This is a genomic window from Polaromonas sp. P1_E3, assembly GCF_056405935.1.
Map to the genome: position 1 here is coordinate 42,800 of NZ_JBFUBD010000007.1, position 25,350 is coordinate 68,149.

Annotated in this window: 24 protein-coding genes and 1 pseudogene; 16 read left to right on the forward strand and 9 right to left on the reverse strand. The window is 61.9% G+C overall.

Translation table 11 applies throughout. The features are described from left to right. Positions 1-12 precede the first annotated feature (12 nt). Entirely contained in the window at positions 13-1,011 is a 999-nt protein-coding gene (locus AC1D0Z_RS02930; protein WP_477656743.1) for an FHA domain-containing protein, read from the reverse strand. Beyond that, complete coding sequence (locus AC1D0Z_RS02935) at positions 1,008-2,360, reverse strand: S1 family peptidase (protein WP_477656744.1); 1,353 nt, start codon at positions 2,358-2,360, stop codon at positions 1,008-1,010. The genes AC1D0Z_RS02930 and AC1D0Z_RS02935 overlap by 4 nt, the downstream gene beginning before the upstream one ends. Before the next feature lie 112 nt (positions 2,361-2,472). On the opposite strand from AC1D0Z_RS02935, the gene AC1D0Z_RS02940 reads away from it, so the two are divergent. Beyond that, the gene (locus tag AC1D0Z_RS02940; protein ID WP_477656745.1) at positions 2,473-3,972 is read left to right on the forward strand and encodes an AMP nucleosidase; all 1,500 of its coding nucleotides are present in this window, start codon (positions 2,473-2,475) and stop codon (positions 3,970-3,972) included. 84 nt (positions 3,973-4,056) lie between these two features. Next, entirely contained in the window at positions 4,057-4,653 is a 597-nt protein-coding gene (ddpX, locus tag AC1D0Z_RS02945; RefSeq protein WP_477656746.1) for a D-alanyl-D-alanine dipeptidase, read from the forward strand. On the opposite strand, the gene AC1D0Z_RS02950 is transcribed toward ddpX, so the two are convergent. Beyond that, positions 4,640-5,761 carry a mechanosensitive ion channel family protein gene (locus AC1D0Z_RS02950; RefSeq protein WP_477656747.1) on the reverse strand — a complete coding sequence of 374 codons (1,122 nt, stop codon included), beginning with the start codon at positions 5,759-5,761 and terminating at the stop codon, positions 4,640-4,642. The genes ddpX and AC1D0Z_RS02950 overlap by 14 nt on opposite strands. 383 nt (positions 5,762-6,144) lie before the next feature. Here AC1D0Z_RS02950 and AC1D0Z_RS02955 point away from each other — a divergent pair, with 383 nt between their 5' ends. Beyond that, entirely contained in the window at positions 6,145-6,981 is an 837-nt protein-coding gene (locus AC1D0Z_RS02955) for a siderophore-interacting protein (protein ID WP_477656748.1), read from the forward strand. Between the two features lie 60 nt (positions 6,982-7,041). On the opposite strand, the gene AC1D0Z_RS02960 is transcribed toward AC1D0Z_RS02955, so the two are convergent. From AC1D0Z_RS02960 to pcaH, 4 genes are all read right to left on the reverse strand, one after another. Further along, complete coding sequence (locus AC1D0Z_RS02960; protein WP_477656749.1) at positions 7,042-7,605, reverse strand: hypothetical protein; 564 nt, start codon at positions 7,603-7,605, stop codon at positions 7,042-7,044. 96 nt (positions 7,606-7,701) lie between these two features. Then, positions 7,702-8,091, reverse strand: coding sequence for a VOC family protein (locus AC1D0Z_RS02965; RefSeq protein ID WP_477656750.1), 390 nt, complete (start codon positions 8,089-8,091; stop codon positions 7,702-7,704). Positions 8,092-8,291: 200 nt separating this feature from the next. After that, the gene (gene pcaG, locus AC1D0Z_RS02970; protein ID WP_477656751.1) at positions 8,292-8,897 is read right to left on the reverse strand and encodes a protocatechuate 3,4-dioxygenase subunit alpha; all 606 of its coding nucleotides are present in this window, start codon (positions 8,895-8,897) and stop codon (positions 8,292-8,294) included. 19 nt (positions 8,898-8,916) lie between these two features. Continuing rightward, the gene (gene pcaH, locus AC1D0Z_RS02975; protein WP_477656752.1) at positions 8,917-9,630 is read right to left on the reverse strand and encodes a protocatechuate 3,4-dioxygenase subunit beta; all 714 of its coding nucleotides are present in this window, start codon (positions 9,628-9,630) and stop codon (positions 8,917-8,919) included. Between the two features lie 138 nt (positions 9,631-9,768). Between pcaH and pcaQ the strand changes: the two genes are divergently transcribed. Beyond that, positions 9,769-10,737, forward strand: a complete 969-nt coding sequence (gene pcaQ, locus AC1D0Z_RS02980; RefSeq protein WP_477656753.1) for a pca operon transcription factor PcaQ — start codon at positions 9,769-9,771, stop codon at positions 10,735-10,737. A 4-nt stretch (positions 10,738-10,741) separates the two neighbouring features. Here pcaQ and AC1D0Z_RS02985 read toward each other — a convergent pair whose 3' ends face one another. Then, on the reverse strand, positions 10,742-11,671 hold the full coding sequence (locus AC1D0Z_RS02985; protein WP_477656754.1) for a class I SAM-dependent methyltransferase: 930 nt from the start codon (positions 11,669-11,671) through the stop codon (positions 10,742-10,744). A gap of 127 nt (positions 11,672-11,798) precedes the next feature. Here AC1D0Z_RS02985 and AC1D0Z_RS02990 point away from each other — a divergent pair, with 127 nt between their 5' ends. The 4 genes from AC1D0Z_RS02990 (at position 11,799) to AC1D0Z_RS03005 (ending at position 15,128) form a co-directional block, all read left to right on the forward strand. Further along, the gene (locus AC1D0Z_RS02990) at positions 11,799-12,257 is read left to right on the forward strand and encodes a MarR family winged helix-turn-helix transcriptional regulator (RefSeq protein ID WP_477656755.1); all 459 of its coding nucleotides are present in this window, start codon (positions 11,799-11,801) and stop codon (positions 12,255-12,257) included. 61 nt (positions 12,258-12,318) lie between these two features. Further along, entirely contained in the window at positions 12,319-12,735 is a 417-nt protein-coding gene (locus tag AC1D0Z_RS02995) for an organic hydroperoxide resistance protein (protein WP_457281342.1), read from the forward strand. Between the two features lie 70 nt (positions 12,736-12,805). Beyond that, positions 12,806-13,912, forward strand: coding sequence for a DUF2855 family protein (locus AC1D0Z_RS03000; RefSeq protein ID WP_477656756.1), 1,107 nt, complete (start codon positions 12,806-12,808; stop codon positions 13,910-13,912). A gap of 142 nt (positions 13,913-14,054) precedes the next feature. Next, positions 14,055-15,128 (forward strand): serine/threonine protein kinase, encoded by a 1,074-nt coding sequence (locus AC1D0Z_RS03005; protein ID WP_477656757.1) that lies wholly within the window; start codon positions 14,055-14,057, stop codon positions 15,126-15,128. A gap of 176 nt (positions 15,129-15,304) precedes the next feature. Here the strand turns inward: AC1D0Z_RS03005 and htpG are convergent, their stop codons facing one another. After that, positions 15,305-17,194, reverse strand: coding sequence for a molecular chaperone HtpG (htpG, locus tag AC1D0Z_RS03010; protein WP_477656758.1), 1,890 nt, complete (start codon positions 17,192-17,194; stop codon positions 15,305-15,307). 274 nt (positions 17,195-17,468) lie between these two features. Between htpG and AC1D0Z_RS03015 the strand changes: the two genes are divergently transcribed. The 8 genes and pseudogenes from AC1D0Z_RS03015 to AC1D0Z_RS03050 form a co-directional block, all read left to right on the forward strand. Next, on the forward strand, positions 17,469-17,936 hold the full coding sequence (locus tag AC1D0Z_RS03015; RefSeq protein WP_477656759.1) for a Csu type fimbrial protein: 468 nt from the start codon (positions 17,469-17,471) through the stop codon (positions 17,934-17,936). 36 nt (positions 17,937-17,972) lie between these two features. Further along, entirely contained in the window at positions 17,973-18,524 is a 552-nt protein-coding gene (locus AC1D0Z_RS03020; RefSeq protein WP_477656760.1) for a hypothetical protein, read from the forward strand. 2 nt (positions 18,525-18,526) lie between these two features. Further along, positions 18,527-19,261, forward strand: a complete 735-nt coding sequence (locus tag AC1D0Z_RS03025) for a fimbrial biogenesis chaperone (RefSeq protein WP_477656761.1) — start codon at positions 18,527-18,529, stop codon at positions 19,259-19,261. 17 nt (positions 19,262-19,278) lie between these two features. After that, positions 19,279-21,669, forward strand: coding sequence for a fimbria/pilus outer membrane usher protein (locus AC1D0Z_RS03030; protein ID WP_477656762.1), 2,391 nt, complete (start codon positions 19,279-19,281; stop codon positions 21,667-21,669). After that, positions 21,666-22,535, forward strand: coding sequence for a spore coat protein U domain-containing protein (locus tag AC1D0Z_RS03035; RefSeq protein WP_477656763.1), 870 nt, complete (start codon positions 21,666-21,668; stop codon positions 22,533-22,535). The genes AC1D0Z_RS03030 and AC1D0Z_RS03035 overlap by 4 nt, the downstream gene beginning before the upstream one ends. Positions 22,536-22,701: 166 nt before the next feature. Beyond that, entirely contained in the window at positions 22,702-23,598 is an 897-nt protein-coding gene (locus AC1D0Z_RS03040) for a hypothetical protein (protein ID WP_477656764.1), read from the forward strand. A gap of 301 nt (positions 23,599-23,899) precedes the next feature. Further along, positions 23,900-24,274, forward strand: coding sequence for a hypothetical protein (locus AC1D0Z_RS03045; protein WP_477656765.1), 375 nt, complete (start codon positions 23,900-23,902; stop codon positions 24,272-24,274). Positions 24,275-25,118: 844 nt separating this feature from the next. Beyond that, positions 25,119-25,350: pseudogene (locus tag AC1D0Z_RS03050) on the forward strand (hypothetical protein); the annotation flags it as partial.

Consider the following 25,350-nt stretch of genomic DNA (forward strand, 5'->3'; position numbering starts at 1 on the left):
GGCCATGACATGTCAGTCAGTGTCAGGATCGTCAGGCGTATCTGAATCCGGCTCGCGGTCTTTCAGGCGTTCGTCCAGACGCTGGCGGATGGTGCCGGCTTCCCCCAGGAACTGCGCCAGGGGCACCGCCGGCGCCATGCGCAGGGACGGCGGGTAGAGGGTGGACATGTAGAGCTTGTTGGACAGCCGCTTGTTCTGCAGCCAGTTGGTGCCCAGCATGGCGACGATGCCCAGCACGGCCACGCCGGCCACCAGGCCCGCGAGCCCGCGGCGGCGCTGCGGCACGATGACCGTCAGGTGCACATAGATGGCAGCGGCCGCACCCAGCAAGAGCAGCGGCGTCTCAAAACGTGCAAGGCTTTCGAGCGAGAACATGAAAGCCAGCAGGCCGGCCAGCGTGGCCACCAGCTGTATCGCCACCGAACTTGTGCAGGCAATCCGGACATGGCGCCAGAACTGCAGGTGGCCGGTAAAAAGCTTGGTGGCCAGGGCCCACAGCCCCGCCCACACGGTAATCGCCATGGCCACCATCGCCATCAGCCCGGGCAATTGCCGCGCCAGCTGCGACGGCTCGGTCAAGGTCAGCCACGATTGCCCCACTACCAGCGCCAGCATGGCTGCCAGCGCCAGCAGGGTCCAGCCGGTGGTGCGCCACGGAAAGTGCGGCAGGGGCTCTTCCGCAGGCACCGGCGCTTCCGCCAGACGCAGGCCCAGTTTCAGCCGGCCCAGGGTCAGGGCCTCTCCGGCGGGCCAGCTGAACTGCGTGTTTCGGGCATGCTGCGCGCGGTTCAGCGCCACGCCATTGGCCGTGTCCAGCACCTCCACGGTCACTTCACCTTCCGGCGTGCGGTCTATGCGCAAATGTTCAGCCGCCACATGGCTGTCATCCAGCACCAGGTCGGCTGTGAGCGCGCGGCCCACAGTCACGGGCCAGTGGCGCACGTCAAGGCGGCCCACCAGCGCGCCATTGCGGTCGGTAGCCTGCAGCAAGGCGAGATTGCCGGCGCTCATGGTGCGGCCTCCCATTTAAAACCGCCCAGGTAATGCGCGACCAGCTTGAGGCCGTTGTCAAAGCTCACGCCCTGCGCGTCCATTCGCCCCTGCACACCGCGGGTGGACTGGTTGACGGACATGGTCAGCACCGACACGTCATACAGGCCCGGCAGCTTGCGGTAAGCACTCATGCACACCACGGCGCGCATGGGCATGCCGCCCGTTTCGACGAAGCGTTCCGAGCACTCGGCCGGCGTGGCCTTGCGCGAACCCCGGGTAGAGAAGTACTCATTGCCGAAGCTTTGCGAATACATGACGGCGAAACGCAAAGGGCCCAGCTTGGGCGCGTTGTAGGCTTCGTAGCGCAGGCGGATGTAGCCGGTGTTGAAGTCGCCCGCGAACACATGGCTGTCGATCTGGCAGTCGGTGCGCTCCAGGTCGAAGGCCTTGAAGTCAGGCTCGCGACCGCGGCCCCAGCAGCGGGCCAGCGCGTCATCGGGCACGGGCACGCTGTAGCCGCCGTGTTTTTGCGCGGTGAGCGGCACCGCGGTGAACTTTTGCGTCAGCAGTGCCTGGTGCTCGCCCAGCTGGCGCGCGACCTCGGCATGCGCCGGTTTGGTAATGGGCTTGGCCGAAGCGGCCTTTGCCAACAATGCCTGGGCGAATTCGGCGGGAATCAGGAAACTCAACAGGTCGCCGTCCAGCCGCTTGGACACGTTGACACCGACCACCTGGCCGGCGTCGTCCAGCGCGGGGCCGCCGCTCATGCCGGGGTTGAGTGCACCGCCGAAAAAGATGCGCGGGTAAAAGCTGCGCTGCACCAGGCCGTTGTAGGTGCCCTCCGTCACGGCAAAACCGATGTCCAGCGGATTGCCCAGTGAATAAATGCGTTCGCCCCGCGCCAGGGGCCTGTCGGCGCCCCGAAAAGCCAGCTGCGGCATGCCGGTGGCCGGCGTCTTCACGCGCAGCAGGGCCAGGTCGTTGCGCACGTCAAAGGCCAGCAACTCGACTTCGGCTTCCTTGCCGTCCACCGGCACGTAAACGCCGCGGTAGCGCTCGGGCTCCAGGGCCAGCTGGCTGGCCACATGGAAGTTGGTGATGATGAGCCCGTTGGCCGAGACAAAAAACCCCGAACCCACGCTGGCCTGTGTGTTGGAATTGCGCAGCAGGGTGCGGATCTGCACCAGTTTGTCGCGTGTGGTTTCGTAGGCGCGCTGCGCGTCGCGGGAGATCTGTGCCGGTGCGGCGGCCGGTGCCTGCGGGGCGCGGCCCGGCGCCGGGGCTTGCGCCTGGGCCGCCTGCAGGCACAGGGCGCCCAGCAAGACCGCCAGCGCGTGCAGGTACCCCAAGGGTTTGTGGTGTTTCATCCGGGCATTCTAGGGTGTGCGTGGCGCTTGCCGCACAATGATGTGTAGCCATACGGTGCTACGCTTTGCGCAGACACCCGCTTCATCCCTCGCCATAAAAACAAGGTTTTTGATGCCCTACCTGCCGCCCTTCATTGCCCCCACCCGCTACCGGGACCCAGCCGCCGCACTGGCGCAAGTGCGCGCCATTTATGACCAGCAGATTTCCCACCTGCGCGATGCGATGCAGCGCTATGTGGCCGGCGAGACCCTGCCCGGCCACGTCCGCGCGTGTTACCCCTTCGTACGCATCCACACCGACACGGTGGCCCGGGCCATCCTGGAAACACCCGACATCTCGCAGCTGAGCTTTGGTTTTGTGGCCGGCCCCGGCCGTTTTGAGACCACGCTGACCCGGCCTGACCTTTACGGCAACTACTACCTGGAGCAGTTCCGCCTGCTGATGCAGAACCACGACGTGGAACTGGAAATCGGCACCAGCACGCAGCCCATCCCGATCCATTTCTCGTTTGCCGAGAACGACCACATCGAAGGCAACATGGATGCGGCGCGCCGCATGCTGATGCGCGATGTGTTCGACCTGCCCGACCTGGCCGCCATGGACGACGGCATTGCCAACGGCACCTACGAACCCCTGCCCGGCGAGCCGCAGCCGCTGTCGCTCTTCACGGCGGCGCGCGTCGACTATTCGCTGCAGCGGCTGCGCCACTACACGGGCACCTCTCCGCACTGGTTCCAGAACTTCGTACTGTTCACCAACTACCAGTTCTACATTGACGAATTCGTGCGCCTGGGCCATGAAGCCATGGCCGACCCCCACAGCGAATACACCGCCTTCATCGAGCCCGGCAATGTGGTGACCCGGCGCACCGGCCTGCCCGCCGAGTCCGGCGATGAGCTCGGCGTCCAACCGCCGCGCCTGCCGCAGATGCCGGGCTACCACCTGCTGCGCGCCGACCGCACCGGCATCACCATGGTCAACATCGGCGTGGGCCCGGCCAATGCCAAAAACATCACCGACCACATCGCCGTGCTGCGCCCGCACGCCTGGATCATGCTGGGCCACTGCGCCGGCCTGCGCAACAGCCAGCAGCTGGGCGACTACGTGCTGGCCCACGGCTATGTGCGTGAAGACCATGTGCTGGACGAAGAGCTGCCGCTGTGGGTGCCCATCCCGGCGCTGGCGGAAATCCAGGTCGCGCTGGAAAAAGCCGTGGCCGACGTGACCCACGCCGTGGGCCCCGACCTCAAGCGCATCATGCGCACCGGCACGGTGGCATCCACCGACAACCGCAACTGGGAGCTGCTGCCGGGCAACCAGCCGCAGCGCCGCTTCAGCCAGAGCCGCGCCGTGGCGCTGGACATGGAAAGCGCAACGATTGCCGCCAATGGTTTTCGCTTTCGCGTGCCCTACGGCACCCTGCTGTGCGTGAGCGACAAGCCGCTGCACGGCGAGATCAAGTTGCCCGGCATGGCCAACCACTTCTACCGCGAGCGCGTCGACCAGCACCTGCGCATTGGCATACGCGCCATCGAGCTGCTGCGCGCCGAAGGCATCACGCAGCTGCACAGCCGCAAGCTGCGCAGCTTTTCGGAAGTCGCGTTCCAGTAGACCCGCCAGTTGCTATACTTTTGGTAGCTGCTTGCGCACGACCCCATTGGCTTACAGCCTTATTTTTTATAAACATACCTGCCCATGGAAAATCTTTCACCACTCGTTCCCGTCACAGAAGCCAGCCATGGTGTGGTGATCGACCTGATCTACGCAGGCACCAACAACTTCACCGGCCAGGTGATTTACGACAGCCCGCTTTGCTTCTTGCATCCGCAGGCAGACGCCGGCCTGCGCAAAGCCATCACGGCCGCGAAAAGCATGGGCTTTCAGCTCAAGATTTTCGATGCCTTCAGGCCGCAGGAAGCGCAGGAGGCACTTTGGGCCGTGGCGCCCAACCCCGCCTACATCGCCGATCCGGCCAAGGGCTCCAACCACACGCGGGGCGTGGCGCTTGATGTGACGCTGCTGGGGCCCGACGGGCAGGAGCTGGACATGGGCACGCCGGTCGACACCATGACGCACGGGTCCCATCACTTTCACCCGGCACACCCCGTCGCCATACAGGTCAACCGCATGCGGCTGCTCACGGTCATGCTGGAAGCGGGCTTTGTGCACCACCCCAACGAATGGTGGCACTACCAGTTGCCGGACGCCAAAAGCTTTCCGCTGATTGACAGCCACGACTTCATGCACTGCGCGGCCGATCGCCAGCGGCCCAGCGAACTCAAGGCCGCCTGATCTCGCCGGCCTGATCGGCAGGAGCTCCGCCCGCCGGCAGCTCCGCCAGCTGCCGCGACTCGGCCGATTCCGTACGCACCAGCGGCAGGTGCTGCGGGTATTCGCGCTGCATGAAGTCCACCAGCGCCTCGCGCACCTTGCAGCGCAAGTCCCAGTTCAGGCTGGAGTTGGCGGACGTTACCAGCACCCGCAGCTGCATGCTGCGCTCGCCTGACTCCACCACCTGCAACAGGCACAGCCGCTTGTCCCACTCGGGCGCTTCCTCGCAGGTGCGCCGCGCCGTCTCGCGCAGCGGGGCCAGGGGCATGCGGTAGTCAACCCAGAGAAAGACAGTGCCAATGATTTGCGCGCCGGTGCGCGTCCAGTTCTGGAACGGGTTCTCGATGAACCACTGCAGCGGAATGATCAGCCGGCGCTCGTCCCAGATTTTCAGCACCACATAGGTGCCGGTGATCTCCTCCACCCGGCCCCATTCGCCCTGCACGATGAGCACGTCGTCAAGGCGTATGGGCTGCGCCAGCGCCAGTTGCAGCCCGGCGATCAGGTTGCTGAACACGGGCCGGGCTGCCATACCGATCACCAGGCCCGCCACGCCTGCCGACGCCAGCAGGCTGGCGCCGAACTGGCGGGCACCCGGAAAGGTCATCAGCATCAGGGCCAGGCCGGTCAACAGCACGATGAACATGGCGGTGCGGGCCAGCATGCGGGTCTGCGTGTGGATGCGGCGGGCGTTGAGGTTGTCTTCCACATCCACCGGGTGCAGGCTGATCACGCCCATCGCGGCCCCGCGCGCCGCGCGCATGCCCGCCCAGGTCAACGCGGCCAGCAGCAACAGGCCATTGGCGTGGCGCACGCCGCTGATCAGCGGAAAGGTATCCGGCGCACCATGCCAGACCGCCTGCAGGGCAATCAGGGGCAGCAGCACCTGCACGGGGGAGCGGCACTGTTCGGCGACTTTGGCCATCACCGGCATGGAGCGCGTCAGGCGCAGGACAACGGCCGCGCCGATGGTGTGCACCACCAGCGCCAGGGCAACGCTGACGCAGGCTGCCAGCAGCACGTGCAGCGAAGAGTCGTCCGCCCAGGAAAGGAGTTCTGCGAGGTTCATTCAGTGGCCTCCTTGCTCGCCGCAGCCTTGCAGCCTGACCCGGTTGTCAAGGGAGAAACGGGAGTTCCAGGGATGGCCATACGCGGAATGAAGTGAGGGCAAGTGAGAGGAAGCGAGATGAAGTGGCAATTGGAGGGGAATGCAGAAAGTAGAACGCCGAGAGGCCGAAGGCCCTGGACCCGGGACCAGCCTGCGCGTGTCTTTTTTGCGCTCGCTTTTGACTTCGTTCTGACTCTACTGCAGCAAATCTGGCCACCAAGTAGGACGCATGCCAGTCTTTCCCCCTGCAAACCACCAGCCCATTGCAATCAGATGATAATTATTCTCAATTAGCTTTAACCCTCTTAACCTTTGCGGTGCGAAGCACCGCCCTGAAAGACACCATGCCCCCCATCAACCCGGCCGCTGCTCCAGAGTCCACAGCTGCATCCCCTTCGCCCGAGGCTGCACCGCGCAAGCGCCGTCCACCGCGGCGCGTGCAGGTTACCCGCGTGCAGACCCTGAGCCCGCTGATGCGCCGCATCACGCTGCAGGGCGCCGAACTGGAAGGCTTTGAGGTGGCCGACCCGGCCAGCTACATGAAGCTGATCTTTCCAGAGCCGGGCCAGACCGAGCCCGACCGCCCGCTGCCCGACGGCCCGCGGGCAAAGTCCATGCGCACTTACACACCGCTGGCGGTGCGCAACGATATGCATGAGGTCGATGTCGACTTTGTGTTGCACGGCGACGGCCCCGCATCTACCTGGGCCGCCCAGGCGCAACCGGGCCAGGTGCTGTTTCTGATGGGCCCCGGCCCTGGCTACAAAGTTCAGCGGGATGCGCCTGCGCATTTTTTGATCGGTGACGACAGCGCCTTGCCCGCGTTTGAAACCATCCTGGCCAGCTTGCCCGCGAGCGCGCAAGTTCAGGTGCTTGTCGAAGTGGTGGATGCAGCTGAAGAGCGCCCGCTGCAAAGCACCGCCAAAGTGAATGCCCAATGGGTCGCCCGTGGCGCCGACAACAACAAGGCCGGCCAGGCACTGGAAGCCGCGTTGCGCAAAGCCGGCGCACCCGCACCCGGCACGCGCATTTACCTGGCCTGCGAGGCGGCGGCCATGCGCCGACTACGCCAGTTGCTGAATGAGGAGCTGGGTGTGGAACGCAGCAGCATTGTGGGCCGTGGCTACTGGAAGCTGGGGACCATCAACCACCCGGACCATGATTACGGCGAGGGTGACTGAGCTCCGGGCGAAGCCAGGGCGGGTAAGGGCACCATGGTCACATGGGTGAAGCGCCCGGCGTCATAACGTATCAAGCGACATACCCGACGCCGCTGCTGCCGGCAAGACCGGTCGTGCACCTAGCTTGGTAGCCCCAACCTTCCGGATAAAAGAATTAATCCTGCGAGAGGTACTTTCCACAAGAGCCCAATCCCAGGCTGAGGGGGGGCCATATACATCTTCATAGGTCTCACGCCACTTCATGGCGCGTTTCTCGGAATTGTGGTTTGTACAGGACGCAACAATGCCCGTTGGGGATTCGCCTCCCAGCTGCAGGGATATCAGGCCCCACCCACCGGCGGCAAAACGCACAGGCTCATCAGGACGGATCAGCTCTTTGGGTATCTGCTCCACCACAAGCTCACCGGCAGATTCAGGCAACAGCATCAAGAGAACCGAGGGTGAATTGCCGCGGCAGTAACCTAACGGATGGTGCCCTTTCAGTTCAGCGACGGATCGAAACTCGGACAACGCTTTTCCATATTCCGAGTATTTTTCAAAAACACGGCAACCCGCTTTTTCAAAAACAAAGTCGAGAACAATTTCCAGGTCGGGCTTCAGAGCGTAGAAGTCGCAGTTCGGCATGCTTGTGGTTTTCTCACCTGTTTTGGGTGCGGCAGTTTATCACCGCTCATGCGCCCCCCTGCTGCATCTGTCGCGCTTCGCACTGCATTTACAGCATCAGCGAGCCTGCCGCGCATAACTTACCGTCAGCATCTCCCACTGATGCCCCTCAGGCTCGTTCCAGTAGATGCCCTTGCCGCCAAGGTACGTGCTGACCTGCATGTCCATGGGGCCGCGCACCGAGCTGCGGTATTCAATGCCGGCTGCCTGGATGCGCGCCAGGATGGCATCGAACTCCTGGTCGCTTACGCGAAAGCAGAAGTGCTCGACAGGAAATTCTTCATCGGTATCGATGAAGTCCAGCGTCAGGCCTTCGTTGATGTAGACGGCTGAGAAGGGCCCGATGGTGGTTTCAGCCCACGGAACRCCGAGCAGCTCTGCCAGAAGTTTGGCAGAAGCCACCTTGTCTCGCGCCGATACGATGAAGTGGTCCAGGTGAATGGTCATGGCAGGCCTCTTGAAGGTGATGGCCTGTTTTATAGCGCGGGCGGGCCGCGCCTGTACACCGACGCGCGTAACAACCTTCATGGCGGCAGGCTGTCGCCTTTCGGGCAGTTTTTATATGGAAGAAGGCTGCAGGCCAATAGGAACAAGCGCAGCCAGCTATCTAATTGATAGCATTAAGGGGAGACCCTTAATCCGCCCCATCACAGATCGAAAAACACAGTCTCCCTGCCGGCTGCGCTGTCCTGCATGCGGATGTCGAAGCGGTAGACCGGCCCGGCGCCCGTCATGCTGCGCTGGGCAACCAGCGTGTTGCGCCGTTCGGCCGGCACGCTGGCCAGCACGGCGTCTTTGGCATTGGCGTCCACCTCGTCATCAAAGTAGATACGCGTGAAGGTGTGCACCAGGAGGCCGCGCATGGTGACGCAAACGTTGATGAAGGGTGCCTGCCCCGCTGCGGCACCGGGCTTGACGGTGAAGAACTCGTAGTGGCTTTGCGGCAAAGTGCCGGTGCCGCAGCGGCCAAAGCCGGTGAAGCCGCGCGCTTCGGCGTCGGACACTGAAGCAATGGGCTGGCCGCTGCCGTCGGGCTGGGCGATCTCGACCATCGCGTCCATCACGGCATTGCCGGCGCCGTCAAACACCTGGCCGGTAATGCGGATGTGCTCGCCTTTCGCGGTGGGCTGTGCCAGCACGGGCGTGAACAGGCTTTTAAGGTCGTAGCCGTATTGCGTAGGCGTAAGGCCGTAGGCAAAGAAGGGGCCGACAGTCTGCGAAGGAGTTTGTTTAAGTGGGCTTGTAGTCGTCATGGTGTTGTCTTCCTGCCGCTTATTCAAAACGCGTGGCTTTGGGGCCGCGCAACACGATGTCGAACACATAGCCCAGCGCGTAGTCGGCCTGGGTCACGTCGAGGCTGAATTTGGAAACCATCAGTTCGCGCACGCTTTCGGGCGCGCCCATGTACATGGGGTCGTAGCCCAGCAGCGGGTCACCGGGGAAATACATCTGCGTGACCAGGCGGCTGGCAAAGTAATCGCCAAACAGCGAGAAATGAATATGCTGCGGCCGCCACGCGTTGGGGTGATTGCCCCACGGGTACGCGCCGGGCTTGATGGTCTTGAAGCTGTAGCGGCCTTCGTTGTCCGTCATGCAGCGGCCGGCGCCCAGGAAGTTCGGGTCCAGCGGTGCGTCGTGCTGGTCGACCTTGTGCACGTAACGGCCTGCCGCGTTGGCCTGCCAGACTTCCACCAGCGTGTTGCGCACGGGGCGGCCGTCCTCGTCCAGCACGCGGCCGGTGACGATGATGCGTTCACCGAGGGGGTCGCCATTCATCACGGCGTTTTTGGTCAGGTCGTTGTCGAGCGGGCCGAACTGCCCGGCGCCGTAAACCGGCGCGTTGAGTTGCGCGAGCGCCTGCTTGATGGGCACCAGCGGCTGCTTGGGGCCGCGCAGCAGCGTGGATTTGTAGCCGGGATAAATATGGGGCGAATGGCTGGTCCAGTCGCGGGGGGCCAGAAAGCTGTTGTTCAGGTCGGCGGTCATCGTGTCTCCAGGGGTTGCATGCGCTGGCGCCCTGTAGCAGGCGCGCTTTTCTGCGCTGACATGACTTTAATCGGCCTCAATGGTTATGTATATTGACATTTTCTCGACTTATCCATAACCAAATGGTCAAATCGGCACATGGTCGATGAGCGCATCAAATACCGGCACCTGCAGTGCTTCCTGGCGGTGGCGCAGCACGGCAGCCTGCAAAAAGCCGCCGACGTGCTGGCCATCACGCAACCCGCGGTGTCCAAAACGCTGAAAGAACTGGAGGGCCTGCTGGCGGTGCGGCTGTTTGAGCGCGGGCGCAAGGGCGCCGTGCCCACACGCGAAGGCGAAGCCTTTATGCGGCATGCCGGCGCCAGCGTGAGCGCGCTGCGCGAAGCCGTCGCCAGCGTCGCGCAGACACGGCGGCAGGGCAGCGCGGTGATCGCCATCGGTGTGCTGCCCACCGTGGCGCCGTGGCTGATGCCCTTGCTGCTGGCGCGGCAGGAGGCCCAAACAGGGCCGGGGGCGCACACCAGCCTGCGCATCGAAACCGGCGCCAACCCCGCGCTGCTGGCCAGCCTGCGGCAACGCGAGCTGGACCTGGTGATCGGACGGTTTGCCGAGCCGGCGCACATGGTGGGCCTGACGTTTGAACACCTGTATGCAGATCCGCTGGTGCTTGCGGTACGCCCCGGCCACCCCTTGCTGGCGCAGGCCGGACGCAAGGCAGAACACAAGGGGGATGCGCTGGCCGGCTTGCAGGGCTTCACCACGATATTGCCCACGCAGGGCACGGCCATACGCCATAGCGCCGACAGCTTTTTCCTCACACGCGGCCTGCCGCCGCCCGTACGCCTGGTCGAAACGCTGTCGGTGTCCATCGCACGCGGCTACACGTTGCAAAGCGACGCCGTCTGGCTGGCGCCGCTGGGGGCCGTGCGGCCGGACCTGGACAAGGGAACGCTGGTTCGCCTGCCCGTCAGCATGGCGGGCACCGAAGAGCTGGTGGGGTTGACGCTGCGCGCCGACATGGTGCCCAGCGAAGCACAACACCAGCTGATCGCCACCATACGCGTGCTGGCGGCAGAACGCCGCAGCGAAGCCCCCGCCCTGCTTTAGGCTTCTAGGCTGGCTCGGCTTGCACCGCAAAACGGGCGGTCAGCTCACCCAGGCCTAGTTCCTCAAGCACCTCACGCAAACGCGTCTGGGCGGCACGGGTTTTGCCGGCCTGCGGCTGCGCGGGCCGGCTGGCAAGAATGAGTTCATTCTTCATCGAATGCTCCCAGCCCACGAGCTCGGTCACGGTGACCTGGTAGCCATGGGCTTCGAGCTGCAGGCAGCGCAGCACATTGGTGATCTGGCTGCCGAATTCGCGCGTGTGCAACGGGTGCCGCCAGAGCTCGGCCAGCGGCGTGCGGGACAGCGACAGCGCACGGCTTTTCTTCAGCACGCCAGCCACTTCAGCCTGGCAGCACGGCACCAGCACCATGTGGCGGGCGTTTTTGGCCAGGCCGAAAGCAATGGCGTCATCGGTGGCGGTGTCGCAGGCATGCAGGGCGGTGACGATGTCCACAGTGGGCGGGAGTTCGGCCGAATTGGTGGCCTCCTGCACCGAGAGGTTCAGGAACGACATGCGCGCAAATCCCAGCCGCTGGGCCAGCGCGCGAGACTTCTCGACAAGCTCGGCGCGCGTTTCAATGCCGTAAACATGGCCCGCAGTTTTTTCGCCGTGGTGCGCGACATTAAAAAACAGGTCATACAGGATGAAGCCCAGGTAGGACTTGCCGGCGCCGTGGTCGGCCAGGGTGAAGGCAGCTTTCTCTGCCGCCACCTCATTGAGCAGGGGCTCAATGAACTGGTACAGGTGATAAACCTGTTTGAGCTTGCGCCGGGTGTCCTGGTTGAGCTTGCCCTCACGCGTGAGGATGTGCAGCTCCTTGAGCAGCTCGATCGACTGGCCCGGGCGGAGTTCTTCAATGACTTGCGGAGCGGGCGCGGGCTTGCCGCCACTCTTGGGTGGTTTTGCGGCGGGCGCGGTACGGGGGATTTGCATGCTCTCAAGTTTAGTGGCGCGCCCTCGTTGCCGGCAGCCCCGCTACAAAGCCCCTGAAAAACGCCAGACGGAACATCCCGAAACAATTAACTTGCACACAATTCAATTGCTCGCTATAATTCAACCCATGCCGAACAAAACCGACACCGCGAATGCCACTGACGCCATGCTGCAGCTGGACAACCAGTTGTGTTTTGCGCTGTATTCCACCTCTTTGGCCATGACCAAGCTGTACAAGCCCCTGCTTGAAGAGATGGGCCTCACCTATCCGCAATACCTCGCGATGCTGGTGCTGTGGGAACAAGACGGCCTGACGGTCTCGGAGCTTGGCGAACGTCTGTACCTGGACTCGGGCACGCTGACACCGCTGCTCAAGCGCATGGAATCGGCCGGGCTGGTTTCGCGCATCCGTGCGGTGGAAGACGAGCGCCGCGTTCACATCATGCTGACGGCCGCGGGCCGCAAGCTCAAGGCCAGGGCCGCCAAGATTCCGGGCTGCATCATGAGCGCCACCCAATGTTCTGTCCCCGAGCTGGTTTCGCTGACGCAGCAAGTCCAGTCGTTCCGCCAGCGCCTCACGGCCTGACACATCCATTTCTGTTTTTTTAACCCGTCCCGCTTCGGGGCATTCTCCAAAGGAAACCACCATGACCACACTCGAAAAAGTTCTCTACACCGCCCACGCCCACACCACCGGCGGCCGTGACGGCAAGTCCAAGACCGACGACGGCCGCCTGGACGTCACGCTGAGCTCGCCCGGCACCGCCGGCACCGGCACCAACCCCGAGCAGCTGTTCGCCGCAGGCTATGCAGCCTGCTTCATCGGCGCGATGAAGGCTGTTGGCGGCATGAAGAAGATCGACGTGCCTGCAGACGTTTCCATCGACTCCAGCGTTGACCTCGGCAAGATCCCGAACGGCTACGGCATCGCCGTGCGCCTGGACATCACCCTGCCCGGCATGGACCGCGCGGCTGCACAAGCCCTGGTGGACGCAGCGCACCAGGTCTGCCCTTACTCGAACGCGACCCGCGGCAATATCGACGTTGTGATCACTCTGAAGTAATCGACATCACTGTCACCAAGGCGGCCCGCCGGTGTTGAACCSGCGGGCCGTTTCATTTAGGGTGCTGTGCATGAACGACACCGCCCTCACAAGCTCCTTCCAGGTCCGAAAAGACGCCCTTTCCGAAACCCGCTGGCACACCGATGCGCATTTGCCGCTCACGCCCGGCCAGGTGCGGCTCGGCATCGAATCATTTGCGTTGACGTCCAACAACATCACCTACGCGGCCTTTGGCGAGGCGATGAGCTACTGGCAATTTTTCCCGACCGGGGAAGACGGCTGGGGCTGCATCCCCGTCTGGGGATTTGCCACGGTGGCGGAATCGCAATGCGAAGGCGTGACTGTGGGGGAGAAGTTTTACGGCTATTACCCCATGGCCAGCGAGCTGGTGCTGCAACTGGCCCGCGTGACACCGGCCGGTTTCTTCGACGGCGCCGCGCACCGGCGGGCCCTGCCGGTGGCCTACAACCAGTACATGCGCTGCAGCACGGACCCGTTTTACGACCCGGCCACCGAAGATGTGCAGTCGCTGCTGCGGCCGCTGTTCATTACTTCGTTCCTGATTGATGACTTCCTGGCAGACAACGGCTTCTTCGGTGCCAATGCCATGCTGCTGTCCAGCGCTTCCAGCAAAACGGCGTACGGCACGGCTTTCCAATTGGCCAAGCGGCCGGGCGTTGAGGTGATCGCCCTCACGTCGCCAGCCAACGTCGCGTTTTGTGAAAGCCTGGGATGCTACAGCCGCGTGGTGACGTATGAGCAACTCGATGCCATAGCCGCGGACACCGCTTGCGTGTACGTCGACTTCGCGGGCAGCGCGAACCTGCGACAACGTATTCATGCACGCTTTGACCAGCTTCGCTATAACTGCTCGATAGGCGGCACGCATGTTGATGACCTGGCCGCCAAAGGGAGCGCCAGGGACTTGCCCGGCCCCAGGCCCCTACTGTTCTTTGCGCCTTCGCAGGTCAAAAAACGCATCACCGACTGGGGTGAAGAAGGCTTTGGAAAGCAGCTGGTGCACGCCTGGCGGGATTTCACACAGCAGGTGACGGGCGCAAAAACACCCTGGCTCATCGCCCAGCGGCATGCCGGGCAGACTGCGGTGCAAGCGGCCTACCAGGAAGTGCTGGCCGGCAAAGGCGACCCGCGCACCGGCCACATCCTGCAACCCTGATTCTTTTGCTCTATTTGCAGGTGCTATATTTTTTATAGCTGCTTGCGCGTGTCGCTATTGGGATACAGGACTTTTTATCCGGGAACAGGCGTTTACATGCCCTTGCTGGCAGTGCGCCTTCATCTGCGCCGACAATCAGGGCATGACAGAAAAACACAAGGCCGAGGCGCACGCAACACTGCACGCGTACGAGACATTGACCCCCGATGTGGTGCTCGATGCGCTGGCCAGCGTCGGTTTGCTGGGCGACGGCCGCCTGATGGCGCTTTCGAGCTACGAGAACCGGGTGTACCAGATCCATCTTGAGAGCCCCGTGGGTGACGCCGACCTGGCGGGCGATGTCGTGGTGGCCAAGTTTTACCGGCCAGACCGCTGGACCGATGAACAGATCGCCGAAGAGCACGCCTTTGCCGCCGAGCTGATGGCCGCCGAGATACCGGTGGTGGGCGCGCTGGCGCTGGAAGGCCGCACGGTGCACCACTTCAAGGGTTTTAGTTTCAGCGTGTCGCCCAGCCGCGGCGGGCGCCGGCCCGAGCTGGACAACCTTGACGTGCTGGAGTGGATAGGCCGCTTCCTGGCGCGCATTCACACCGTCGGCAGCGCCAAACCGTTTGCGCAMCGGCCAGCCCTGAACCTGCAGACCTTTGGTTATGCCTCGCGCGACGTGTTACTGGCGGGCGGCGACCATGGCGCCAAAGGTTCCCACGGCTACATACCGCTCGACATGGAGTCGCGCTGGCGCAAGGCGTTTGATGAAGCTATGCTGGTGGCGCAAACCGTGTTTGAAAGCGTGGGCGACGTGAAGAACCTGCGCCTTCACGGTGACTGCCACCCCGGCAACATCTTGTGGACGCCCGAGGGCCTGCCGCTGGCCGGCCCGCATTTTGTCGACCTGGACGATGCGCGCACCGGGCCGGCGGTGCAGGATTTGTGGATGCTGGTGTCGGGCGACCGCGCGCAGTGCAACCGCCAGCTGGGTGCGCTGGTGGACGGCTACGAAGAGTTCCGCGAGTTCGACCGGCGCGAGCTCGCATTGATCGAGCCGCTGCGCACGCTGCGCCTGGTGCACTACAGCGCCTGGCTGGCGCAGCGCTGGCATGACCCGATCTTCCCGATCAACTTCCCATGGTTCGGCTCCAGCGACTACTGGAAGGGCCAGGTCGACATGCTGGAAGAGCAGACCGAGGCGATGCAGGATCCGCCGCTGGTGTGCTGAGGGGCTTTACGATGTACCGGACGCCGATACGGTCCCTGCCGAGCCTCTGCAAGCGCTATTGATTTAATAGCTGCTTGCGCTCGTCCACAAAGGGCTGGAGGCCGATTTCATTAAAAAAACCGGCTTCCCGGGTGCATGAACTCGCCGAGCCGATGTGCGGACCCCTGTGCGGACACTTACACCAGCAGCGCGTTGACACGCCGCACATAGGCGGCCGGGTCTTCCGGCATGCCGCCTTCGGCCAGCAGGGCCTGGTCAAAGAGGATATGGGCCAGGTCGTCAAAATGCGCACCGTCCACACCGGCCTCGAGCTTTTTCACCAGCGGGTGCTGCGCGTTGACTTCCAGGATGGGCTTGGACTCTGGCACGGCCTGGCCGGCCTGCTTGAGCATGCGGGCCAGCTGGGTCGACATGTCACCGTCCTGCACGACGAGGCAGGCGGGTGAATCGACGAGGCGGGAGGTGGCGCGCACGTCCTTGGCTTTGTCTTTCAATGCTTCTTTCAGCTTGTCTAGGATGGGCTTGAACTGTGTCTGCGCTTCTTCGGCGGCCTTCTTCTCGTCTTCATCCTGCAGCTTGCCGAGGTCGACCGCGCCCTTGGCCACTGACTGCAGCGGCGTGCCGTCGAAGTCGTGCAGGTAATTGAGCGCCCACTCATCCACGCGGTCGGCCATCAACAGCACTTCGATGCCCTTCTTGCGGAAGATTTCGAGTTGGGGGCTGTTCTTTGCCGCGGCCAGTGTGTCGGCGGTGATGTAGTAAATCGCGTCCTGGCCTTCCTTCATGCGGGCCTTGTAGTCGGCAAAGCCCACGCTAACGGTGTCGGTCGTTGAGCTGGCAAAGCGCAACAGCTTGGCCAAACGTTCGCGGTTGGCAAAGTCTTCGCCCAGGCCTTCCTTCAGTACGGCGCCGAACTCGCCATAAAAGGCCTTGAACTTGTCGGCGTCATTGGCGGCCAGATCTTCAATCATGGACAGCACGCGCTTGGTGCAGCCTTCACGGATCGCCTTGACGGCGCGGCTTTCCTGCAGCAACTCGCGCGAGACATTGAGCGGCAGGTCGGACGAGTCCACCACGCCTTTGACGAAGCGCAGGTAGGTCGGCATGAGCGCCTGGGCGTCGTCCATGATGAAGACACGCTTGACGTACAGCTTGACGCCAGCCGCCTTGTCACGGTTGAACATGTCCATGGGCGCCTTGGCCGGGATGAACAGCAGCTGCGTGTATTCGGTGGCGCCTTCCACCCGGTTGTGCGTGGTGGCCAGCGGCGCTTCGCTGTCGTAGCTGATCTGCTTGTAGAACTCGTCGTACTGGTCCTGCGTGATGTCTTTCTTGGCACGGGTCCAGAGTGCGGCCGCCTGGTTGACGGTTTCCCATTCACCGGTCACGACCATCTCGCCGGGCTGGTCGTTTTCGCCTTCTTTCCACTCTTCCTTCTGCATCAGGATGGGCAGCGAGATGTGGTCGGAATATTTGTTGATGATGCCCTTGAGTTTCCAGGCGTTCAGGTAGTCCAGCGACTCTTCCTTCAGGTGCAGGATGATGCTGCTTCCGCGCTCGGCGCGTTCGATCTCGCTGACTTCAAACTCGCCGGTGCCGTCGCTGCTCCAGCGCACGCCCTGGCTGGCCGGAAGGCCGGCACGGCGGCTTTCCACCGTGATCTTGTCGGCCACGATAAAGCCCGAATAAAACCCCACGCCGAACTGGCCGATCAGCTGCGCGTCGTTTTTCTGGTCGCCCGAGAGCTTGGCCATGAAGTCGCGCGTGCCGCTCTTGGCAATCGTGCCGAGGTTGTCGATGGCCTCTTGCTGCGACAGGCCGATGCCGTTGTCGGTAATGGTCAGCGTGCCGGCAGCTTTGTCAAAGCTCACTTTGACCTTGAGATCGGGATCACTTTCGTAAAGGGACGCATCGTTCAACGCTTCGAAACGCAGCTTGTCGCAGGCATCCGACGCATTGGAAACCAGCTCGCGCAAAAAGATGTCCGGGTTCGAGTACAGGGAGTGCGTGACCAGCTTGAGAAGCTGCGCAACTTCGGCTTGAAAAGACAGGGTTTGTTTCTGCATGGTCTGTGGCATGGTTGTTTCAAATTGGTTACGAGTTCACCGGGAATTGGCAAAAAAGACGGGTTTATTGGCTGTATTTACGCTTGTTACCTATAAGTCTTTTGGGTGCATTTATGAATAAACTCAATAATTTCAACGGTTTGACGTGACAAATTCCCCACTTGGGTGCGCTGTTACAGGTCTAAATCAACCCATTTGAGAAATATCTAGTTACAGTTCATTCACCTTCAAATTTCCTTTGTTTGTCATTCGTTTTTTTAACTGGAGACCAGTCATGAAAAAGCTCATTTTAGTAATCGCCCTCGGCCTTGCCGCCATCGCCACACTGCCCGCCTACGCTGCCACGGCAGCCGGCACCTTCAACGTGGTGATCAACCTGACCTCGAAGTGCGAGATCAACTCCACCAATGCCGCTACCGGCGCGGTCATCAACAACGTGGTGTTCAACTACACCGCGTTCCAGACCACGGCGGCCACCTCCACCGGCGGCGGTTTCAACGTTCGTTGCACCAACTCCCTGCCTTACACCCTGGCACTGAGCAACTCCGGTGTGACCGATGATGCCGTCAACCTGGCTTATACCCTGGCACTGAGCGCCGCAGCCGGCACCGGCAACGGCACCGACCAGGCCTTCACGGTCAACGGCACCATGGCTGCCGGCCAGGCCGGTACCTGCGCCACGGCAACTTGCACCAACACCGCCGCAACCAACAAGACCAAGACCCTGACGATCACTTACTGATCGCCACCCGGCTTGATCTTCGCGACGTCGACAACCATGATCCGCAAGGCCGCGCTTGGTGTTCTCTTGATGCTGGCCGCTGCTGCCTGCCTCGCGGGCGCGGCGGCGGGGCAGTTGTCGGTGCAGATCACGCTGAACGTCCCGGGGAACACCACCGGCAACGGCAACGCATGCACCAGCGCCACCGGCTCCGGCGGCAGTGGCGCCTCGGTACAGGTGACCTGCAACTCGAATGTCTTTGTCAATATCGCGCAGGTCCGGCTCGGAAACGCCCGCTTCATGCCCGGTTACCGGCCCACGCGGGACTCCCTGCTGCCCGACTATTGCCGCAATGAGTTGTCCCGCAATGACCCTGGAGCCCGTTATACCTGCCGGCTTCAGGACCAGCGCCAGGTCGCGACGGCCGGAGAAGAATCTGATGACGGCTGGGAAATCGAAAGCCGGCGTTATGCCCTGGACACAGAAGCCGCGGCGACTGAAAAACAGGCCCGTTTGCGGCTTCAGGATGACCGTGGCACTGTGACCGCACTGCACCTCGCCCACGCCGGCAATCATGCTGGATCGGTAGAGATGCTGGTATCCTTCTGAGGATGAACGTCCTACAGCGCCGAAGCAAGCTTGTTACCTACGCCTTCCTGATAAGCCTGCTGGGACCTTGGGCGGCTGCCACGGCAGGCGTTTTTTCCGTCACTCCGGTGCGTCTTTACATGACACCGCGCGATCGTGCCATCGCAGTCACACTGTCCAACGAAGCCGACACCGAAGTCGTGCTGCAGGCCGACATCAACACCTGGAGCCAGAAGCCGGACGGTACCGACGAACTCGTCCTGACCGAAGACCTGATCCTGGCACCGCCCATCATCAAGCTGGCCCCCAAAGCCCGGCAGGTAGTGCGCCTGGCCCTGCTCAAACCTGCTGATGCCAGCCGGCAGCTGACCTACCGCATGATCATTCGCGAAGTTCCTGAAGCTGTACCCGCCGCCGCCGGCATCCAGGTTCCCATCGCGCTGGCCTTGAGCATGCCCGTGTTCATCACACCCCCTGTGGCCAAACGTCAGGTTAGTTGCACTAATCAGCTGGCGGACGCCAAAACCCTCAACCTGCAATGCAGCAATACCGGCACGGCTTACGCCCAGATACGGGAAGCGACCGTCACGCGCGGCACACAGGTCCTGGCAAGGTTTGAAGGCGGCAGTTACATACTGCCCGGTGCCCGTAAAACTGTCGGGCTTAAGGCAGAGCAGGCTCTTACAAAAGGGGACGCCCAACTGGTGGTGACCTTTGACGACGGACAAAGCCTGACGACCAGCATCACGCTGCCTTGATTTGGCACCCGATTTCAATGAGGCGCTGGTGGACTTTACGAAAACACCCCGTAGCGATAGGCATTGCAGGCCTTTGTTACGGCCTGCTGGCACACGCCCAGGCACCCGCATCATCCAATGCGCCGCCAGCGGCCCGGTCCGCCAACGACCGGCTCCTTCCACTGGAAGTCTTCATCAACAGCACCAAGGGCGGTGTCTGGACGCTGCTTGAGCGCAACGGCATCCTGTACGCGCCCGAAGATGCCTTTGAAGAGTGGCGGCTGAACCACCGGCCCAGCGCCCAGGACGTTGATTTTCAGGGCCAGAAATGGTTTCCGCTGTCGGCCATTCCGGGGTTCGAGGCGCGCCTGAATTTTGCCGACCAGTCCGTAGACCTGGTGTTTTCACCCGCGGCCTTCAATGCCGTGCGCCTGACGCAGGAGTCGGCCATGCGTCCGCCGCTCTCGCCGTCGATTCCCGCCGCATTTGCCAACTACGACCTGAACTACATCACCACCCGCAACCGCTTCGCCGGTAGCACCACGGACGCGAAAGACCTGGGCGCCCTGACTGAATTCGGCGTGTCGGGGGAGCTGGGGCTATTGACCAGCAGCTACGTGGGCCGCAACCTCATCAGCCAGGACCCGACGCAACAGGCTTCATGGCGCCGGCTTGAAACCACGTACACGCGCAACTTCCTGGACAGCAATACCTCTCTGCGGCTGGGTGACAGCAGCACGCGCACTGGCATTTCAGGGCGTCAGGTGTATTTCGGCGGCATACAGTTCAGCAAAAATTTCTCGCTCCAACCGGGCTTTGTCACCCAACCCATTCCCACGGTAACCGGCCTGTCGGCAGCGCCCAGCACCGTTGAGCTTTATGTCAACGATGCGCTGCGCCAAACCTCCAAAGTGCCCTCTGGTCCCTTCAGCATTGACAATTTTCCGGCGCTGACCGGAGCCGGTGAGGCCCGTGTCGTGGTGCGCGACATCCTTGGGCGGGAAACCGTTATCACCCAGTCTTTTTTCAGCAATGCCAACCTGCTGGAAGAAAACCTCAGCGACTGGAGCTTTGAGTTGGGCGCCGTACGCCGCGACCTCGGGATTGAGAACGCCGACTATGGCGAGCGCTTCGTTTCAGGTCTCTGGCGCCAGGGCCTGAGCAAAAGCCTCACGGTCGAAGCCAACGGCGAATGGTCAAAGTCTCTGATGCGTGCCGGCGCCGGCGCCAGCTATGAGCTGCCATTCCAGATGTTGGGACAGACAGCGTTTTCAGTCAGCCGCAGCGACACGGCGGGACGCGGCGCCAACTGGATGGTCGGAGTCGAGCGCAGCGGACTGCGGCATGGGGTGTCGCTCAGCGCGGAAGGTGCATCGCGCGGCTACCGACAAATCGGTATCGATACGCCATCTCCGCGTCTGCAAACAACGGCCAGCTACAGCTACAGCAGTGACAACTTTGGCGCCTTCAACGTGAGTTACGCCGGCTTTGACAACTACGACCTCGGCAAGCTCAACACCCTCAGTGTGAATTACACCCTGCGTCTCGGTCAACGCGCAGCCTTGACTTTGAGCGCCACCCGTCTCAGCGGTATCAGCTCGGGAACTTCAGTGGGCGCCACTCTGATCGTGCCGCTTGAAAATCGCGTCACCATCGCCGCAGGTGTCACCACCCGCAGCGGAACCACCGAAGGGTATGTGAACGCCAGCCGCGCAGTGAGCGCTGAAACCGGCTGGGGTTGGCGAACAGCGCTGGGCTCCCGTGCGGATGGCCGCTATGCGGAAGGCGGCGCGTATTACCAGGGCACCAAAGGACTGTTTTCCGCGGACGTCAGTACCGGGGAAAGCCAGCAAAACCTGCGCCTGGGCTTGATCGGGGGCATGGTCGCAGCCGAAGGGCAAGTTTTTGCCACGCGCCGCGTACAGGAGAGCTTTGCCATTGTGGAGGTGCCGGGTTATGCCAATGTCGGCGTGGGTTTCCAGGGCAGTACCCTGACCCGCACCAATGCCGACGGTGTTGCGCTGCTGCCGCGCCTGCTGCCCTTCCAGCGTAACAGTGTGCGCCTGGATCCAAGTGAATTGCCGATCAGTGCAGAGCTTGACTCCATCGAGCTGGAGGCTGTGCCGGCGCTTCGCGGCGGCGTCAAGATCGCCTTTCCTGTCCGCTCGGGGCGCGGCGCCCTCATTCGCATTGAATTGGACGACGGTGAGCCGGCGCCCTCAGGTGCCGAGGTCGAACTGATCGGCGACAAGAAAGAATTTTTCACCGCCCGCCGCGGCGAAGCTTTTGTCACCGGCCTGCAGCCCCAAAATCGTCTGCGCCTGAAATGGAACGGAGCCAGCTGCACATTTGCTGTGGAGTTGCCACCCGGCAACCTCGAAGACATTGCCCGGGTCGGTCCAGTTCGCTGCAGCGGAGTCAAACGATGATTAACACCAAACCATGGCGCCTCGCTGCCTCACTGTGCCTGCTCCTGCTGCTTGCGGCGCCGGCCTCGGCCGCACTGATCTGCAACGCGACGGCGACGCCCGTCCAGATGGTGTATTTTGAGAACGACCCAAACCCGACAGACGGCGCATGGACCGTGACGGTCAATTGCACGCGCGGACCGGCAGACCCGGCCACTTCGGCCTATACCCTGCGGGCGGATGATGGCTTCAACCCTGGCGCCGGTAGCACCAACCAGGCGGTAAACGGCACCGGCACGGCCAACCAGATGGCCTACGACCTCTTCAGGATAGCGCCGGGAAACGGGGCATGGGGCTATACCAATGCCAGTGATTTTGCAGGAACCATCAATTTCGGCGGGGCCCTGACGGCCAGTGCCACCCATGTCTTCTACAGCCGCATCGCAGCCGGGCTCAACAAGAGTGCCCGGATATTTAGCGATACCGTGACGATGCGCCTTCGCTACGACAACGGACCGGGCAATACCGACGTCTTTCCCACTTTCCCTGTGAGCATCAACAACCAGTCCGTCTGCCTGCTCAGCACGCCGCCGAGCAATATCCAGTTCAACTACACCTCATTTCAGGCCGCCGCGGCCACCGCCAGCACGGCCTATGCTGTTCGCTGCACCATCGGCGAAACCTACACCATGGCACTGGACGCGACGGCGGGAAGCCTGCTCGCCCTCAATTACAGCCTGGCATTGAGCAACCCCGCCGGTCAGACTGGTACCGGCTTTCCGCAGAATTTCACCATCAACGGCACCATTCCCGGCGGCCAGTCCGGCACCTGTGCAACGGGCACATGCACCAGCACACAGACGCGAACTCTTACGGTCACCTACTGACACCTTTTGTTTTCTGTCGGCGTGATTTTTGTCACGAATTTACAGGACCGGCACCCACGGGAACGGCGCAATACGGCACCATGCAAGGTACTGCTACAAAACGTTACCATCAGCAGTCAAGAGTCACCCCGACAGCAAAGGCCCGGGCGGCTAACGGAGTAAATCGATGAGTGTCTCTTACGCATTGCGCATTGCCCTGGCAACCCTGCTGTGCACTTGTGCGCTGCACGCCAAAGCAGCCATTACCTGCACACTCGCGGCAACATCCGTAGACCTCAATTACACCAATGGGGCCGCCGCTGCCAATGCCAGCGGCACCATCACTGTGAACTGCACCCGGCTATCGACCGACGCAAACAGCGCAACCTACTGGGTCAGCATTGATTACGGCAGCCGCACAGGTCTTACCCGCCGGGTGTTCCGTCATGCTGGAGGCACCATTAATGCCGACCGACTCGATATCAGCATTTTCAAGAATGCCACCACAACAGATTGGACGAATGCCACCACTGGGCGGGTAACTGGACCCCTGACATTTGGTGCAGCCCTGAGCACCAGCGCTGTCCTGACCTACAACTTCCAGGTGAAACCCAGCCAAACCGGCAACACGGCTGGTATCTACGACGAAACCTTTATCACCAGCCTCCAGCTGGCCACTGCCGGTCCCGTCGTCGCCACGGCAACCTTCACACCTACCGTGAGCATCATTGCCCAATGCTTTGTGGGACAGGTGGCTGCAGGCAATACGGCCCCGGGCGCCATTTCGCCGTCCACACTCACGCTGAACTACACCTCTTTTTCACCCACACCCCAAAACAGCACCATGAACTTCACGGTTGACTGCACACGCGGCACCAGCTACGCCTTGGCGCTCTCGCCGGCAGCGGGCACACTGTTGGGCCTCGCCTACACCTTGGCACTCAGCAGTGCAAGCGCAACGGGGGRTGGCCGCGCCCAGCCCTATACGGTGACGGGCACCATTGCAGCCGGCCAGGCAGGCACCTGCTCCACAGCTACGTGTACAGCCACCCAGCCCGGCGTGACGGTCACCGTCACTTACTAAATAAAACACCCGGTTCTGGGTACCGATTCCCCACGCCCCGTTGCTCGCCGCAACCGACGGTCTGGGGCCGCATGTCCAACAGAACCATTCCCCATGGTTCTGGCACGCTCAACCCAAGGGTTATTGATAAATACGACGAAAAATTATCAATTTCCAAATTAAAAGGAAAAAATCAAATTTAAAATTCAATTTGTGTGAAATGTCACTAATTAACAATAATGTGGCTACTTTTACCAATTGATTCAAATTATCAAATTCGATAGCATGGCTGCAACAACTGATAGTTTTAAGGAGTTGCAGCATGAAGATCATCAAATTTGCTTTTCTCGCCGCCCTGGCCACCCAGTCCCTGCTGGGAATTCACGGTGCAGCCCAGGCGCAAACAAGTTCCGGTTCATTCGGTGTGACCATCATGCTGCGCAGTTTCAGTGAGGCTGTCACGGCAGACCATCGCTGCACCCATCGCGGCCAGCCAGACGGCCAGGCCGGCACCCTGCGCATCAGCTGCCCGTCCACTGTGGACATCCAGGCAATTGCCGCTGCATCGACCAGCAGAAGCGGCCAGATCCAGCGCATGAATGCCATGCCTGATTCCGCTGCAAGTAGCCGGCTTGCCGTGGTGGCAGGCAAGCCCATGAATTCCCGGGACCCTGTTGAATTGACGATCTCATGGTGAACGGCCGGCGCACGTAGCCTCTGCGCCCCGGCGCCTCACACATCCGGGCATCCAGCCCTTTGTCGGTATTGCATGCGGCGGCTTTCGCCAGGCAAGCCGTTTCCGTGCAAAAGGCAGCCGCGGCCGTCGATCCCGCCCGCATTCCTGACTGGCACATCATTTCAGGTTGGCACTGTGCGTTGGCAGCTCTGCTGACGCCTCTTGGCAAGACGCGTGTCAATCGCCGTCAATCCGGCACGCACCTCGCCAGCGATATCCATGCCCCCATACGGAGGCTGCATGACGCAATCACGGCGGCGCGTTCGTTCTTCGCCCATCACACGACACAACACCCGCCACAAGCGTTGCCCGCAGGCCTCTGGTCAGGGCAAACAACTCGCCGAACCAACTGCCTTCCTCTTGTGATTGCTTGAAACCCGCTTTGACCTGACCCGTCGCCCAGCGCGCAACACATTCATCAGCGAATCATCTCTCCCGGGCTCACGCGAGACAACAGAGAAGAGTGGCCGCATTCGAAAAGCACCGCCTTGTTTCGAGTTGCAGCGGGTAAAAGCAACTGCGCAGACAAACATCAGCCTTTTGTTTCTGACTCGTTACATCAATCTGGGAAATATGTCACAGAAGGAGGCTGATGGCATTCGTTACATCCGTGCGAAGCCCCGTCTTTTTTGTCGTCGTTTCGCATAAATCCATTGTTTTCAATGACTTAAACGTGATGGATTTACCATTTGAGGCGCGTGTTACGAGTGTAAAGCCACCTATTTTCGAAACGCTTGGTTACAGTCCATTCACGTTCAGAAAAACCTGAATCCCGATTCACCTCATTACCGCAGAGAGGACCTTGATGAAAAAAATTGTTTTAGCAAGCGCCCTGGCCGTGGCCGGTTTGGCGGCAACGCCAGTGCATGCAGAGTCCACATTTATCACGCCCGCAATCACGGGTTCTGCAGCGACTGCACGGCTGGACTTTTCCATCGTCATTCCGCAGGTGCTGTTCCTGCGTGTTGGCACCAGCTCCGGCAATACGGCAACCGATGGCACGATTGACAGCGTGACCTTCACGGTTCCTGGCGCCA

What these genes read in the sequence shown, in the direction of transcription:
- AC1D0Z_RS02985 (WP_477656754.1), bottom strand. Translation starts at nt 11,671, where the DNA reads ATGCAAATCCCCCGTACCGCGCCCGCCGCAAAACCACCCAAGAGTGGC.
- pcaH (WP_477656752.1), bottom strand. Translation starts at nt 9,630, where the DNA reads ATGACCGCCGACCTGAACAACAGCTTTCTGGCCCCCCGCGACTGGACC.
- AC1D0Z_RS03025 (WP_477656761.1), top strand. Translation starts at nt 18,527, where the DNA reads ATGAACGTCCTACAGCGCCGAAGCAAGCTTGTTACCTACGCCTTCCTG.
- htpG (WP_477656758.1), bottom strand. Translation starts at nt 17,194, where the DNA reads ATGCAGAAACAAACCCTGTCTTTTCAAGCCGAAGTTGCGCAGCTTCTC.
- pcaQ (WP_477656753.1), top strand. Translation starts at nt 9,769, where the DNA reads ATGGTCGATGAGCGCATCAAATACCGGCACCTGCAGTGCTTCCTGGCG.
- AC1D0Z_RS03000 (WP_477656756.1), top strand. Translation starts at nt 12,806, where the DNA reads ATGAACGACACCGCCCTCACAAGCTCCTTCCAGGTCCGAAAAGACGCC.
- ddpX (WP_477656746.1), top strand. Translation starts at nt 4,057, where the DNA reads ATGGAAAATCTTTCACCACTCGTTCCCGTCACAGAAGCCAGCCATGGT.
- AC1D0Z_RS02940 (WP_477656745.1), top strand. Translation starts at nt 2,473, where the DNA reads ATGCCCTACCTGCCGCCCTTCATTGCCCCCACCCGCTACCGGGACCCA.
- AC1D0Z_RS03035 (WP_477656763.1), top strand. Translation starts at nt 21,666, where the DNA reads ATGATTAACACCAAACCATGGCGCCTCGCTGCCTCACTGTGCCTGCTC.
- AC1D0Z_RS02950 (WP_477656747.1), bottom strand. Translation starts at nt 5,761, where the DNA reads ATGAACCTCGCAGAACTCCTTTCCTGGGCGGACGACTCTTCGCTGCAC.
- AC1D0Z_RS02960 (WP_477656749.1), bottom strand. Translation starts at nt 7,605, where the DNA reads ATGCCGAACTGCGACTTCTACGCTCTGAAGCCCGACCTGGAAATTGTT.
- pcaG (WP_477656751.1), bottom strand. Translation starts at nt 8,897, where the DNA reads ATGACGACTACAAGCCCACTTAAACAAACTCCTTCGCAGACTGTCGGC.
- AC1D0Z_RS02955 (WP_477656748.1), top strand. Translation starts at nt 6,145, where the DNA reads ATGCCCCCCATCAACCCGGCCGCTGCTCCAGAGTCCACAGCTGCATCC.
- AC1D0Z_RS03020 (WP_477656760.1), top strand. Translation starts at nt 17,973, where the DNA reads ATGATCCGCAAGGCCGCGCTTGGTGTTCTCTTGATGCTGGCCGCTGCT.
- AC1D0Z_RS02995 (WP_457281342.1), top strand. Translation starts at nt 12,319, where the DNA reads ATGACCACACTCGAAAAAGTTCTCTACACCGCCCACGCCCACACCACC.
- AC1D0Z_RS03015 (WP_477656759.1), top strand. Translation starts at nt 17,469, where the DNA reads ATGAAAAAGCTCATTTTAGTAATCGCCCTCGGCCTTGCCGCCATCGCC.
- AC1D0Z_RS02935 (WP_477656744.1), bottom strand. Translation starts at nt 2,360, where the DNA reads ATGAAACACCACAAACCCTTGGGGTACCTGCACGCGCTGGCGGTCTTG.
- AC1D0Z_RS03030 (WP_477656762.1), top strand. Translation starts at nt 19,279, where the DNA reads ATGAGGCGCTGGTGGACTTTACGAAAACACCCCGTAGCGATAGGCATT.
- AC1D0Z_RS03045 (WP_477656765.1), top strand. Translation starts at nt 23,900, where the DNA reads ATGAAGATCATCAAATTTGCTTTTCTCGCCGCCCTGGCCACCCAGTCC.
- AC1D0Z_RS02990 (WP_477656755.1), top strand. Translation starts at nt 11,799, where the DNA reads ATGCCGAACAAAACCGACACCGCGAATGCCACTGACGCCATGCTGCAG.
- AC1D0Z_RS02930 (WP_477656743.1), bottom strand. Translation starts at nt 1,011, where the DNA reads ATGAGCGCCGGCAATCTCGCCTTGCTGCAGGCTACCGACCGCAATGGC.